Origin of the sequence: Anaerocolumna chitinilytica (genome assembly GCF_014218355.1) — a bacterium.
GTDB lineage: Bacteria > Bacillota > Clostridia > Lachnospirales > Lachnospiraceae > Anaerocolumna > Anaerocolumna chitinilytica.
Window position 1 is genome coordinate 1,386,383 of sequence record NZ_AP023368.1, and the last position, 14,474, is coordinate 1,400,856.

The 14,474-nt window shown below is 39.3% G+C and carries 12 protein-coding genes; 6 read left to right on the top strand and 6 right to left on the bottom strand.

The window, feature by feature from the left end; all coding sequences use genetic code 11:
• Window positions 1-36 precede the first annotated feature (36 nt).
• Both bsdcttw_RS06090 and bsdcttw_RS06095 read left to right on the top strand, forming a co-directional pair.
• Complete coding sequence (locus tag bsdcttw_RS06090; RefSeq protein WP_185258494.1) at window positions 37-951, top strand: DUF1848 domain-containing protein; 915 nt, start codon at window positions 37-39, stop codon at window positions 949-951.
• A gap of 206 nt (window positions 952-1,157) precedes the next feature.
• Window positions 1,158-1,370: a hypothetical protein gene (locus tag bsdcttw_RS06095; RefSeq protein ID WP_185258495.1), complete on the top strand. Its 213-nt coding sequence runs from the start codon at window positions 1,158-1,160 to the stop codon at window positions 1,368-1,370.
• Window positions 1,371-1,464: 94 nt separating this feature from the next.
• Here the strand turns inward: bsdcttw_RS06095 and bsdcttw_RS06100 are convergent, their stop codons facing one another.
• From bsdcttw_RS06100 to bsdcttw_RS06110, 3 genes are all read right to left on the bottom strand, one after another.
• Window positions 1,465-2,355, bottom strand: a complete 891-nt coding sequence (locus bsdcttw_RS06100) for a LysR family transcriptional regulator (protein WP_185258496.1) — start codon at window positions 2,353-2,355, stop codon at window positions 1,465-1,467.
• Between the two features lie 18 nt (window positions 2,356-2,373).
• On the bottom strand, window positions 2,374-2,742 hold the full coding sequence (locus bsdcttw_RS06105; protein ID WP_185258497.1) for a VOC family protein: 369 nt from the start codon (window positions 2,740-2,742) through the stop codon (window positions 2,374-2,376).
• A gap of 86 nt (window positions 2,743-2,828) precedes the next feature.
• Window positions 2,829-3,557, bottom strand: coding sequence for an MBL fold metallo-hydrolase (locus bsdcttw_RS06110; protein ID WP_185258498.1), 729 nt, complete (start codon window positions 3,555-3,557; stop codon window positions 2,829-2,831).
• A gap of 289 nt (window positions 3,558-3,846) precedes the next feature.
• Between bsdcttw_RS06110 and bsdcttw_RS06115 the strand changes: the two genes are divergently transcribed.
• The gene (locus bsdcttw_RS06115) at window positions 3,847-4,062 is read left to right on the top strand and encodes a hypothetical protein (RefSeq protein WP_185258499.1); all 216 of its coding nucleotides are present in this window, start codon (window positions 3,847-3,849) and stop codon (window positions 4,060-4,062) included.
• A gap of 29 nt (window positions 4,063-4,091) precedes the next feature.
• On the opposite strand, the gene bsdcttw_RS06120 is transcribed toward bsdcttw_RS06115, so the two are convergent.
• Window positions 4,092-4,466 (bottom strand): helix-turn-helix domain-containing protein, encoded by a 375-nt coding sequence (locus bsdcttw_RS06120; RefSeq protein ID WP_185258500.1) that lies wholly within the window; start codon window positions 4,464-4,466, stop codon window positions 4,092-4,094.
• A gap of 440 nt (window positions 4,467-4,906) precedes the next feature.
• Between bsdcttw_RS06120 and bsdcttw_RS06125 the strand changes: the two genes are divergently transcribed.
• Window positions 4,907-5,422: a ferritin gene (locus bsdcttw_RS06125; RefSeq protein WP_185258501.1), complete on the top strand. Its 516-nt coding sequence runs from the start codon at window positions 4,907-4,909 to the stop codon at window positions 5,420-5,422.
• A 204-nt stretch (window positions 5,423-5,626) separates the two neighbouring features.
• Here bsdcttw_RS06125 and bsdcttw_RS06130 read toward each other — a convergent pair whose 3' ends face one another.
• Window positions 5,627-7,240, bottom strand: a complete 1,614-nt coding sequence (locus tag bsdcttw_RS06130) for a trypsin-like peptidase domain-containing protein (RefSeq protein ID WP_185258502.1) — start codon at window positions 7,238-7,240, stop codon at window positions 5,627-5,629.
• Between the two features lie 188 nt (window positions 7,241-7,428).
• On the opposite strand from bsdcttw_RS06130, the gene bsdcttw_RS06135 reads away from it, so the two are divergent.
• Window positions 7,429-9,999, top strand: coding sequence for a beta-mannosidase (locus tag bsdcttw_RS06135; RefSeq protein WP_185258503.1), 2,571 nt, complete (start codon window positions 7,429-7,431; stop codon window positions 9,997-9,999).
• A gap of 125 nt (window positions 10,000-10,124) precedes the next feature.
• Here the strand turns inward: bsdcttw_RS06135 and bsdcttw_RS06140 are convergent, their stop codons facing one another.
• Window positions 10,125-11,483, bottom strand: coding sequence for an MATE family efflux transporter (locus bsdcttw_RS06140; RefSeq protein WP_185258504.1), 1,359 nt, complete (start codon window positions 11,481-11,483; stop codon window positions 10,125-10,127).
• A 730-nt stretch (window positions 11,484-12,213) separates the two neighbouring features.
• Here bsdcttw_RS06140 and bsdcttw_RS06145 point away from each other — a divergent pair.
• Complete coding sequence (locus bsdcttw_RS06145; protein ID WP_197979828.1) at window positions 12,214-14,424, top strand: glycosyl hydrolase family 18 protein; 2,211 nt, start codon at window positions 12,214-12,216, stop codon at window positions 14,422-14,424.
• The last annotated feature ends 50 nt before the right edge of the window (window positions 14,425-14,474 follow it).

The following is a 14,474-nucleotide window of genomic DNA, read 5'->3' on the forward strand; positions in this document are numbered from 1 at the left end:
CAATATTCGGACATTAGAAAGGGTTTGGTGGTTAGTATGATTATCAGTGCTTCCAGAAGAACAGATATACCAAGATTTTATTCCCCCTGGTTTTTTAGGAGGCTGGAAGAAGGATTCGTCCATGTCAGAAACCCTATGAACCCAAGGCAGGTAAGCTGTATTAGTTTGAAGAAAGAGGGTATAGACTGTATCTGTTTTTGGACGAAAGACCCTTTGCCCATGCTATCTAAGATACCCTGGCTCATTGAGAAGGAATACCCCTTTTATTTTCAGTTTACCTTAACATCTTACGAGAAAGAGCTGGAGATAAATGTACGGGAAAAATCAGAGATAATCAAAACATTTATTACTCTTTCAGAACTTATTGGGGCAGACAAAATGGTATGGCGTTATGACCCTATCATATTGAATGAAAAGTATACAATACCGTATCATTTTAAAGCCTTTGAAGAATTCTGCAGCAAGCTTTGCGGATATACCCAGACAGTATACATCAGCTTTGTGGATATATACCGGAAGATAAAAAAACAAACATTGACAGCTGCCCTTCGGGAAATTACCAAGGTGGAAATGATACTGATTGCAGAAGGATTTTCTGAAATCGGGGCACATTATGGTATGAGGATAAGAAGCTGCTGCGAAGAAATACTTCTTACTGTACCCGGTATTTATAAAGGAAGTTGTATTGATCCTGAATTGGTAGAACGGATATTGAATCGTCCCATAAAGCGGTTAAAGGCTGTCAGTCAGAGAGAGGGCTGCAACTGTATTGAAAGTGTAGATATCGGGGCATACGATACCTGCAGTAATGGGTGCCTGTATTGTTATGCGAATACCAGTATGGAAGGAGCAAAACAGAATCAAAAAATCCATGATGTCAGGGGAAGCCTGTTAATTGGAGCTATAACAGAATCTGATAAAGTAACAGAAAGAGCAATAAAGAAACTATAAGGTTCAGAAGTATAAGTCGGATAAATCTATAAATTAACTTTATAAATAAACTTAAAGGTTCAAAAATAAGGATATGCCTTGCAATCCGGGGGATACTAATTCCGCAGCAATTATTATGTCTATTTATCTGTTCTTTGATATTATTTACAAAGGACGGATAAATATTCTAAGCGAAATATTTATTGGTAGCGGAAAGGAGTAAACCTATGGAAAAGAATAATTCTAAAAACAATAACATTAAGATAACTTCAAAAGAAGGACCTAAAAAAACAGAAGATAAATATAATCAGACCAGAGATATTGGTGTAGGTTCTGCTATGGTGCATAAAGCTGCCTGGGAACCCCAGTCTGAATGCAATCCGGACAATGGTGCTTTCTTTGAAGAGAGAAGTAATCCTTTAAGCAGCAAAGGCAATTAGTTTGGATAGTGTCGCAGGTAAGCCTGCGGAATGCATGGGATTTAGTAAAGTCCCCCCTTTACTGGACAAAACCAGCAAAGGGGGGACTTTTATATCAGGGCACCATTGTAAGCTGTTCTATCAGATATCTGGCTGCATTGGAAAGGGGGATATTTTCGTTATAAGCAGCTACCAATCTTCGGGTAGGAAGAGTTTCTTCCAGTGCAATGGGTGTTAATCGCTCAGAACCGTCTTTTCTATAACAAAAGTCAGGAATAAAGGCGATGCCAAGACCAATCTTAGCCAGGTCAATCAATAAATCATTACTGCTAAGTTCTACAGCCGGTACCAAATCAAGGGAGTGCTGTAAAAACAAAGTGTGCAGGAATTCACTGGTAGTAGAGTGCTTTGTTAACATCAAAATAGGATAGGTAAGCAATTCTTCCAGTGACAGGGGTTCTTCTTTTACGTCGAAAAAGTCTTTATTTACTATAAAGATATCATTAAATTCAAGAACTGTTTCTATGTGCATGCTGTTAATCAAGGAGGAGTTGGGGGAGTTGGTGACGATAATATCCACCTCGTTATTCTCTAACATCTTTGCACATTGAAAGGAGGTGCCATTCGTGACCTTTATGTGTATTTTGGGATATTTCCGGTGAAAATCTTCCAGAAAGGGAACCAGATAGTAGCGGCATATAGTATCACTTGCGCCCAGGCGGAGCTGGCTTTCACCCAATGAGGAGGCTTCCAGCAGCTGATTTTCCCCCCGGCTGATAAGATTAATCGCCGGTTCTATATGCTTAAATAGCAATTCTCCTTCCTTAGTTAAGGAGACCTTCTTTGTACTTCTAAGAAATAGTGTTTGATTTAAGTTTCCCTCCAGTACTTTAATAGACTGGCTTACAGCGGATTGAGAAATATAGAGAGAAGCGGCAGCCTCGGAAAAGCTTAATGTTTTCGCTACATAATAAAATACCTTATACAGCTCATAATTGATATCCATGTATTACCTCCCTGAAAACTATTTAGCCGGAATTATCTCCAACCAGTATCCATCCGGATCATTGATAAAATAAATACCCATGCCGGGGTTCTCAAAACAAATACAGCCCATTTCTTTATGTTTTTTATAAGCGCTCTCATAGTCGTCGGTAACAAAAGCCAAGTGAAATTCATTATCTCCCAGATCATAAGGATGATCCCAGTCACTTAGCCAGGTAAGCTCCAGCAGATGTGCGGTTTCCTTATCACCAAGATAAACAATGATAAAGCGGCCATCCTCCGGTTCAATACGCCTGGTTTCTATTAATCCTAAAGCTTCTTCATAGAATTTAATGGATTTATTCAAATCCAGAACATTAATATTATTGTGTGCAAATTTAAATTTCATAATAGCTCCTTTCAATGATAGTTCAGAAATGAAATGATATAATACATGTTAACCCTTTTTGGAAGGTTACATACTTGTTGCAATATCTAGTGGTCGGTTATCTGGAAGGTCTGACCCTCTTCTGAAATCTCCATAATCTTATTCTTATAAGGAGCAGCCTCTTCTGAAGCTTTGAATTTATCGATGATACTGTAGTCCAGCCAGAAGTGCATGGGAAAAGCAACAGCAGTATTAGTATTTCGCATAAAGAAATCAAAGCCCAGGAAATAATTCTCCTCCTGCCGTGGATCTAATACCAGGAAAGCCACATCAATTTTCCTACCGTTTAGCTTTTCCATTTCAGATTTAAACTTCTTTGTCATGTTCTGATATTCAGCTTTTGTATCTTCCTTCCATACCCACCAGTTCAAATCACCGGCATGATAAAGAGTGCGTCCATTCTCAGTTAACAAAAAAGCAACTCCCTTATCCGTTGAGCGAAATGTTTCAATGGTTAAAGAAGAGGATAAGGTAAGGGATTCATTTTTATCAATAGTAATAATATGATTCTTAATCACTTCATAAGCGGCGGGATCTTCAAAAAAAGATTTTCGAAGGTGGATATCCTTCGAAAGAACATAAGTAATCCGTGGGTATTCATCCAGCAGTTTAAATATCTCATGATTAAAATGATCCTGGTGGGAATGGCTGGAGAATACAAAAAGCTGTTTTTCTTTTGAAAAACTGGGGATATTACCTTTATAATAATCAAAGAGAAACACGCATTGCTCGGTTTCCACACTGAAACAACTGTGGTGAATGTAAGTTATAAGCATAAGTACCTCCTGATTCTATTACCAAAATACATTATTAATAATATTCTAACTCAAATACAAACATTTGTACAGACTCTGGCAGGAAGAAAATTGGCAGCTGTAAATTTGTGTAGATATTTAGTGAAAACACTTGAAAAAAAAGCAAAATATGTATATTATTAATATATATTATTTGCTTAGGAAGCAAGTGATAAAAAACGGATTGTACTAATTTCATATCGTTGTTCGACAGTATTTACAGAAAGCTTGGGAGAGAATGGGGTAAAAAATACGGTTGGAGGAGGATAAAATGATGGAAGTAAAGAGTAAGCTTTACAAGAGTAAGTATAGTAATCCGGTTATGGAAGGTGAAAGTTCAAAATTAAAGTATTTTTACATTGAGAAGAAAAGGCAGGAGTTACACAGACTGCTGAATTTCTATGGGGGATCTGTAAATCACATAGAGATTTTGGAATTGGCAAGAGAATTTGACGATGCTTTAATAGAATTATATCAAAGTAAATAACAGGAGGAATGCCTGTAAGGCATTCCTCCTTAGCTCTTGTTAGAACTCGAGCTCTTTTGATATAATTGAATCATTTGTCCCTTTATATAATCCCTTTGTTCGTCGCTAAGGCGTCTGTAATAGTAAATAGCATTCCATTCGTCTTTATCTAACGCTTTCCCCGTATTGTAGCTATTCCCTTCTTTAATAAGATCTTTGGGTTTATCCATACCATCATTAAACAGATAGTCAACGGAAACGTTAAAATAAGAAGCTAATTTTATAATAGTGTCAGGATCGGGGGTGCTGATATTTCGTTCGTAATTAGACATAGTTGACTTACTGACCCCAAGGATTCCTGCCAGTTCATTTTGAGTTAGGGGTTTTGCCAGACGAAGGGTTTTAATCTTTTTACCGATATCCATAATAACCTCTTTCCTGAATATGTAGTCTTGGATTGGATATAATCGTTTGTTGAAAGTACTTTGGTTTATCAACTTAATCACTCCAATAAATAGTAACATAAATATAAATTTTTAAAATAGGAATCTATTAATACTGGAATTATTCCAATAATATTTGACATATAGTTAAAAATTGGTTATAATAGTAATATCAGCATAGTAAAAATTATGCCATATACTTTTAATAAAGCATAAGGCAGATAAGACTCTATTACCCCTCAATATAGTTGATACTGTTTTGTGCTTTATTAAAAATATATGGATAAATTACCAGAGAGTTCCTGTAATCCGTTTTCAAATCGGGCTACATGTGATATAATCATTTTGTGTACAACATATAGAATACTGCAGAATCAGTTTGTACATAATTCTACAGAAAATAACAGAGAGGATGATAGCATATGTTAAACCCGGAAGTATCAAAATTATTAAATGAACAGGTGAACAAGGAATTCTATTCAGCTTATCTTTATATGGATATGGCAAATTATTATGCAGACCAGAGCCTGAATGGGTTTGAGCACTGGTTTATTGTACAGATGCAGGAAGAAAGAGATCATGCCCTTTTATTCCGTCAATATTTATTAAATAATGGTGAGCAAGTAACTTTAACACAGATTGCAGCTCCGGAGAGCGGCTACAAAAATTTCAGAGAGCCATTAACACAGGCCTTAGAGCATGAGCAATTTGTAACAGCTTCTATCAATACGATATATGAAGCAGCCTATAAGAATAAAGATTTCCGTACGATGCAGTTCCTTGACTGGTTTATCAAAGAGCAAGGCGAGGAAGAGAAGAATGCCGATGATAATATCAAAAGATATGATTTATTTGGCTTGGATCCGAAGGGATTATATATGCTGGATAATGAACTGAAGGCAAGGGTCTATACAGCACCTTCTTTGGTATTGGACTAATTTGAGCTTTCTAGTTAAAAAAGAATAATAGTATTTTACCGACACTTTGTAAACGTTTGCAGAGTGTCGGTTTTTATTTGTGAAACTAAGGATAAGATAAAGTATAGGTAAGAATAAAGGCGCGGTTTTATCAACTGACTCCTTCGGGTAGATTAAAATTTAAATAATGGGAGGTCAGTTTAATACCGCGCCTTTTGCTTTTATTTAATCCTCAGATATTCCAAAATAAACATAATATGGCATTGGCAGATATAACTTTCCCGGATCGGTAAATACCTTAATATAATAAGTTCCGGCAGGAAGCTCTTTGGAGATATACCAGTAGGGAGTATCATCATAATAATAGATTTCGCTGTCTATATTAACCATTCCGGCTGCATCTACTACTTTGGCAGTCATGTTATTAATGTCACTGCTGTATTTCGTATCTGCAGCTGCAATTACCATAATACGAGAATTCTTTGTCAATGTTATTCGGTAATAATCTGTTCCGGTGCGGTCTACAGTAGGATCGATACTACCATCGGCATATTGGCCCGAGGGAAGTTCCTGGGCGGTGGCAATATTTCCGCTTTTTGCTGTATCCTCCTTTAATATCTGTTCAGAGGAATCCGAAGCAGGTTCATCGGTGGGCATCTTACTAACTGCAGTAGGATTGCTTCTGTCTATATCATATACCTGTGTTATGTTAAGAGCAAAATTTAAATTCTGCCCGTCAACATACTGCATGGTATTTATTCCAATTACCTCACCATAAGCATTTAATAAAGGACCTCCGCTGTTACCGGAAGAGATGGCGGCAGTTGTCTGAATATATTCCACATTATCGTAGACTCTTGATGCGTTAGAGATGGTTCCATTGCTGAAAGTGTTGTCAAGCCCTAGAGGATTGCCGATTGCATAAGCGGTATCACCTGTTTTGGGAGCAAAGCGGCTTGCTGTAAGAGGGGTACCTTTACCCGGCAGACTTAACAGGGCGATATCATAATCTTTATCATAACCTAATATGGTTTGAACACTATATTCTTCACCATTATTAAGTTTGACCTTAATTTGGGAAGCACCCTCAATGACATGGTAATTTGTTACGATAACCCCTTTTTCCGTAAAGAAACCGGTACCAAGTGCTTTGTCCGTTGTTATCTGTACGACGGAAGGAAGACATTTTTCTGCAACTGAGGTAGCGGTTGGAGGAGCTGTCCGGCTGTCATCTGCAACATTTACTTTAATGACAAGTTTATCTGAGTCATTTTTTGATGTAATGGTAACCGAGGTAGAGCCTTTTTCTTTGGGATAAATATAAAGATTCAGACTATCTGCATCGGATGCCCAATAGCCCCATTTGCACTCCGCTATGTCAGAATTCGCAACACGATAATAAACTTCGTCATCAGCTGTGGAGTTCTTTACCGATACAGTTATAAATCCTGCTTGGTTAAGGTTGATAGAGTTCTGATTTACTGCTATTCTTCCCGTTTTGAGTATTACCGTTACCTTACAGGTATACTTATGATTTTTATAAGTTCCAGTTACAGTGGCAGTGCCGGCGGCTTTACCGGTAACCAGGCCTTTGCTGTTTACAGAGGCTATTTTGGGAGCAGAGCTTTTCCAGGTTACAGAGCCTTTAGCACCTTTAATTGAAAGGGCTGCGCTTTTACCCTTTACTAGTTTTAATGTTGCTTGGCTGATAGCAGGGCTTTTTAATGTTGTTTGAGCTTGAGCTTGCATTACTACCTGGGTACCTGGAAAGTGCATAGGTGATATTGCCAGAGTCATAACAGTGATGATAGCAAGAATGGTTCTTTTTATACGTCTCATTCGTTTCTCCTTTGTATCCGGCACTTTGGAAAGTGCGTGGAGCTTATTATGTTAGAATATTAATGTTTAAATTATACAATATATACTAGGGTGCCGCAAGGTAATTCTATTGAATTAGTCTTATATTACTGGTAAACTATAGAAAGATAGTTTTACTTTGGGGTACTACTTTAGAAGGAGGTATTGTTATGCTAAAGCAAAGTCTGTCCGGAGCCTGGGAGCTTACGGATAGTAAAAATGCTGTTAAGATTTCAGGACATCTGCCGGGATGTAATTTTCTTGACCTAATGGAAAATGGGGTTATTAAGGACCCGTTCTGGGGGGAAAACGAGAAGGATATGATGGAATACATCGAAAGGGATTATGAGTATTCCAGGGCTTTTGACTCTGATTCAGGGCTTTTGGACAATGATAGTATAGACCTTGTTATATCAGGCCTTGATACCCTGGCTGAGGTCAGCTTAAATGGAAAGGTCATTGCCAAAACAAACAATGTTCATCGGACCTATCGTTTTCCTGTTAAGGAGTTTTTAAAAGAAGAAGGAAATCAGATACGGATTCATTTCTTCTCACCTCTTCCCTTTCTGGAAGAAAAGAACAAAGAAGATAATCTTATGTTTCATACCGGAATGGGAATTGAAGGAATATCCCATATTCGAAAGGTTCAATGTCACTTTGGCTGGGATTGGGGTCCTGTATTGCCGCCTGTTGGTATCAGCGGTAGTATTGAATTGGAAGGTTATTCGATGGCAAGAATACAGCAAACTTCCATCAGACAGGAACATAACACAGAGAGCGTCGTATTACATATTAGTACGGATATCCTTACATATCAAACTAGTCATACTTTAAAAATCAGCAAAACTACACCTGCCTTTTTACTAAAAACAAGCATCCATTATCCTTCCGGTAAGACAGAGATATTAGAATCAAATATTTCGGGAGATATTGCGGAACAAAGCATCAAAATAGAGAATCCGCAGCTTTGGTGGTGCAATGGTCTTGGAGATCAACCTTTATACGGAATAACGGTAGAACTCTTTGATGGTGACAAGCTTCTGGATGAGAAACATAAGAATATCGGTCTGCGGACCATAGCACTGGATACCCAAAAAGATCATATTGGTAATAATTTTCGATTTCTTATGAATGGTGTACCAATCTTTGTGAAGGGGGCTGATTGGATACCGAGTGATTCCTTCATAACCCGGACTTTAAGAGAGGATTTGGAGTTCTATATAGCAGGTGCAAAGGATGCCAATATGAACATGCTCCGGGTCTGGGGAGGAGGTTATTATGAATCCGATACCTTCTATGATTTGTGCGACCGGTACGGGATCTTAGTATGGCAGGACTTTGGTTTTGCCTGCCTTCCATATCCCTTTTATAACCAGGATTTTCTGGATAGTGTGGAACTGGAGGTAAGAGACAATGTACAGAGAATCAAGCATCACCCTTCTCTGGCATTATGGTGCGGAAACAATGAAATAGAGTTAATTACCATGTTTATGAAGATGAGTGCAAGATTAAAAGAGGCCAATGCAACGTTCTTTCATGATACGCTTAAGAATTGGGTACAGAAAGAAGATGGAATTACGCCTTACTGGCCGGGGTCACCCAATTCCGGTGCCCCGTATGATAAACCCAATGATTTTAAACGAGGGGATACACATCTTTGGCAGGTATGGCATGGCATGCTTCCTATTGAGCACTTCCGCAAGATGCCAACCAGATTCTGTTCAGAATTCGGAATGGAATCCCTGCCCTCTATGAAAGCCGTCCGTACTTTTACAGAAAAAAAAGAACCGGATATTTTTGATTCTGTTATGATGGCTCACCAGAAGTCAAAGGGCGGAAATCAAAAGATGCTTTTCTATCTTCTGGCTAAGTTCAGAAACCCTGTCAGATTTGAAGATTTTGTGTATCTTTCTCAGATTGTACAGGCTGAGACGATAAGGGAAGCTACTGAGGAATGGAAACGTAATATAGGTAAGTGCAATGGCGCTATCTATTGGCAGTACAATGATTGCTGGCCGGTTGCATCCTGGGCCGGTATTGATTATGAAAAACAGTATAAGGCGGTTATCTACAGTTCCAGAACCTTTAACCAGACTTTAAGTGCTTCCTTAGATCTTCGAAAGGATAACGCAGAGATCTATGTGGTCAATGAATATCAGAGAGAGGAAAAAGTAAAGCTTCAGTGCCAGATTGAAGACTTTAGCGGAAATTTAATATGGCAGGAAGAAAAGAATCTTACTATGAAAGCAGTTCAATCTGTAAAAGCGCTGAGTATTCCCCTGAGAACTGTGCTAAAGGACAAAAGAAAGGAAGATAAAGTGTTGGTGATTCACTTGTTAAAGGGAGAAAAAATCATCTTCACACAAAACCGATTATTAGTACCGGATAAGGAAGCTTTACTGCAAAATGTAAAAATAACCAAGGAATTAAAAAGGGAAGGTGAAAAGGGAATACTTACTCTAAAGGCAGATACCTATGCCCGCTATGTCTTTGTTGATATCCCGGGAGTGGATACACCTCTGTCAGATAATTTCTTTGATATCAGAGGAAATGGGACTACTTCCATTACCTTTCACATGCCAAAAGAAGCCGAGGATACAAAACTATTAGAGCAAATCGGCCTGACTACATTAGCTCAGGTACCTTTTAAAGGAAATAAGCTGACTGATAAACTGCTGCGTCTTGCAATGAGGCTCCATAAGGATAATATCGTTGCTTGGATAGCCTTTCATTTTGTGTAATCAAAAAATAACTTTATGCCCCGGAGCATTCTAGAAAGCTTTGGAGTTTAAAAAGGCTTTGGAGTTTATAGCTCCAAAGCTTTTTTGTAAACATGACTTCGAAAATATTCGTTAGGCTATTTGGATTAATGCAGATTGGATCTCCATTTTACTTTAAATATTAAGAGAGTTATGAGTAAGGCAGCCATATAATTGGAAAATAGATTTCCCCAGAATACAGAAAAGTAACCGAGAGAATGCTCTGTCGCAAGTATAAACAGATAACGTAACAGCCATACACGCAGTACGCTGATAACCAGAGTTACCTTTGTTTTACCAAGTCCGATAAAGGCACCTTGTTCCACCATACAGATACCAAATCCTACTACAGAATAGGTGTAAATATGTAAGGCCCTGTTAGCAATAGAGAGTACATCCTGCTCTCTGGTAAATAATACTGTCAGGTGGGAGGACAGCGGGACGATGACGGCTATCAGAATAATAGCAGTTATTGCACTGGTAATACACCCTACCAGACAGGAATACTTTGCTCTTTTACTTTGCCCCGCACCGATGTTCATACTGACCATGGTGGTAACCGCTGAACCAAAGGAGGAAGGAAGTATAAAACAGACGGAGGTTATGTTGTTGGCAATTCCCTGTCCGTTTAGAACGATTGCACCATATTTTTCTACTTCATTGTTGATTAAGAAGAACCCAAGGTTGAGCATGAGACTTGAGAGCATAGAAGGAAAGCCGATATACAGCAGCTGTTTTATGATATCCTTATCAAAATGGAAGCCCTTGAATTCCAGCCTGTCTCCGTTCTTTTTCATAAACAGCTCATAAAACATCCAAAAGGTTATCAGTATGTTTGAGGCTAGGGAAGCCATAACTGAACCTATAAGTCCCATTGAAAAAACGGCAACAAATAAGGTGTTAAACAATATTTTAAAGATAAGCATAATAATCATCCGGATAAAGGAATCTTCCGGTTTGCCGCTTGCGTTCTTGATTGCATTGTAGATGGATTCCAGAAAGGAGAATGGGATTACCAGTGCATTCAATGAGAGGTATAAAAAGACATTATGTGATATCTCGCTGTCTACATGAGCGGATATTGGAAAAGCCAGGCCTACCAGGAGAGGAGCTAAGATAAAACCCAGTATAAAAGCAAATACTACTAATTGAACGGTAATACGCCTGCTGCCTTTGAAATCACCACGACCGTTAGACTGTCCAATAATCGCCATACCGGCAACGCTTAAGCCTTGAGACAGGGCAGAGGTCATGTTAACTATTGGCGTACAGTAAGTTACTGCACTGGCAGCCCTAGTACCTGCCAGGTTATTCAGGAATAGACCGTCAATAACCGGTATTAAGGATTGTACTATGCCCATCATAAGTGCCGGAACCGATAGCATAAGTAAGGTCGGGAGCAGATTTCCCCGCAATATAAGTTCTCTGCGCTGCTCCATGTTTTGGTTTAGAAATTTAAATTTCATTATTAATCACCTTTAATCTTTTATTACGGAGACGAAAGTGACCGTGCAAAAAACAATTATACCCTCTTTGAAATAGAAGGTCAAGTGCAGAACCAAGTCTATAATTTCACAATATGCCAAAAAATGAATAAAAACAACAAATATAAACAATTACAAAGTGGAAGGATTATACTATAATGAAGTTAATTTAAAAGTATTTTTGTCTGTATTTTCCTGGACCGGCAGCAGTTATTATACTTCTTAACCTTGTTGAATAGACAGATCCTTAGGAGAGAATTGCGCATATAGAAGGACTCTCAATAAACGGATATATGGTTAATTAATATAGAAGCTTGGCTGCAGGTTTTCTTTTTATTCCTGCTCTTGATTCTATTTCTATTTCAATTTTATTCAAAAGCAAATTTATGCTATTTATAAATATAAGTATCATATCCTTTGATATTGCTTCTTTGTTTTTAACAGAGCATTATCCCGTAGGTTTATTTTTTGCAGCCTAATTTAGGCCAAGCTATCAATTTTGATAAAGGAGGTTTAAGTTTACCAGGTGATTAAAATAGAGGAATGACAGCTTACGAGGGGACAGCATGTCATATCGGCTTACCTGACAATTCATAATAACTAATACGCGATAAGGAAGGAGGGGATTCTGACCTAAGTATGAAAGACGGGTCATATCGGGGAAGTTGTGAATTGCCAAGATGAGTATATATCATGAGAAAGGGGTTAACTTATGAAACATATTCGAAAAATAATAGGTATAATATTGGCGCTTGCGTTATTGGTCACAATGACACCGGCAGGTTCCGAAACTGTAAAAGCAGCTTCGGGGAAAAATATCGTTGTTTATTTTCCTAACTGGGGAATCTACAACGCTGCCCACCGTTCAATTACAGTTGGAATGATTCCATGGGACAAGGTAACCGTTATTAACCATGCTTTTTTTGAAGTAGATTCTTCCTTCAAATTGGCATCCACAGATACCTTTGCAGACTTTGATAAGATGATGGACCATTCGGAAGGATGGGATACCAATCAGCTGAGAGGGCATTTCGGTGAGTATAAGTATTACAAGAACCTCTACCCTAATGTAAAGATAATCATATCCGTTGGTGGTTGGACAAGGGGCCAGAATTTCCATGCTATGGCTGCAAGCACCTCTTCCAGAGCGGTGTTTATCCAGAGTGTTATTGATTTTCTGAAGAAATATCCTTTTATTGACGGTATTGACCTGGACTGGGAATATCCCGGTGTTAACAGGGCGGCAGATCCCAATGACCAGTATGATAGGGGATGCCCGGGAGGTCCGGAGGATAAACAGAACTTCACCTCTCTCCTTCGCGAGATACGACAGGCTTATAATAACAATGGTCTAAGCGGTAAGCTCTTAACGATTGCTGCGCCTTCAGGCTATGACAAGCTTGCTCTGCAGGAACCGAATGTGTATGCACAGTATCTCGATTGGCTGAATGTTATGACCTATGATATGCATGGAGCCTGGGAGACGACTACAAATCATCAGTCTCCGCTTTATGCCAATCCAAATGATCCTTCAGGTACTTCGCCGGTTGATATAAAGAACAAGTATAATACAGACTCTGCCATGAAGACATTGCAGCAGGTCTATAATATACCTGCAGAAAAATTGTATGTGGGTTCACCTTTTTATTCCAGAGGCTGGAAGGGGGTTACCGGTGGAGTAAACGGCATGTACGGAACTGCTACGGGAGCCGCAACAGGTACCTGGGATAATGCTCAGTCCCCTGGCGGACAGTATCCTTATTTCACACTAAAGACCATGGAGAATCAGGGCGGCTATGTGAAATACCGTGATGATACCTACACGAAAACACCTTGGTTATATAATGCATCCCAGGGAATTCTTTTAAGTTATGAGGATGCCACTTCCTTAGGTGCCAGATGTGATTACATCAACAGCAACGGATATGGCGGACTTATTATCTGGGAAATCTCAGGTGATACCAGCGATTATGAACTGACAACGGTAGCTTATAATAAACTGATAGGCTCAAATCAGACACAGACGGTAGCTACCCCGGTCATCAATCCGGCAGCCGGTACCTATGCCAGTGCACAGTCAGTAACCATGACTTGTGCTACCTCCGGAGCACAAATTCGATATACGACAGACGGTTCAGAGCCTTCCACTTCTTCTGCCCTTTATTCTGCTGCACTTACGGTAAGCACCACCACTACGGTAAAAGCAAAGGCCTTCAAGAGCGGAATGAACAATTCGGCAACTGCAACAGCTGCTTATACAATTGGAACCACTCAAACAGTGGCTGCACCGGTATTTAGTCCGGCAGCCGGTACCTATACCAGTGCTCAATCAGTAACTATTACCAGTGCTACTTCCGGAGCAGAAATCCGCTATACCACAGACGGCACAGAGCCTGCCACTTCTTCTTCACTGTATACTGCACCGCTTACAATAAGCACAACGACTACAGTTAAAGCCAAAGCTTTTAAGAGCGGCATGACTGCTTCCGTAACTGCAACAGCGGCCTATACAATAAGTTCAACTCAGACAGTGGCATCACCGGTATTTAATCCTGCAGGAGGTACTTATACAAGTACCCAGTCAGTAACTATAACCTGTGCCACTTCAGGAGCCCAGATTCGCTATACTACTGACGGTACGGAGCCTACCGCTTCTTCTGCATTGTATTCTGCTGCACTTACGATAAGCAGTACCACTACGGTAAAAGCAAAAGCATTTGTAAGCGGTATGAACAGTTCTGCTACCATTTCTCAGACTTATACTATCAACTCTGCCCAGACACCAGCCTGGACTGCCGGTACAGCCTATAAGGCAGGAGATTTGGTAACCTATGGCGGAAAGACTTATAAGTGTATACAGGGGCATACTGCCTTGACCGGTTGGGAGCCGCCGATTGTTCCGGCTTTGTGGCAATTGGTGTAAATGATGTTGTTACGAAAGCGATAGTCCTTTTGATTTTAAATCCAAGCTAA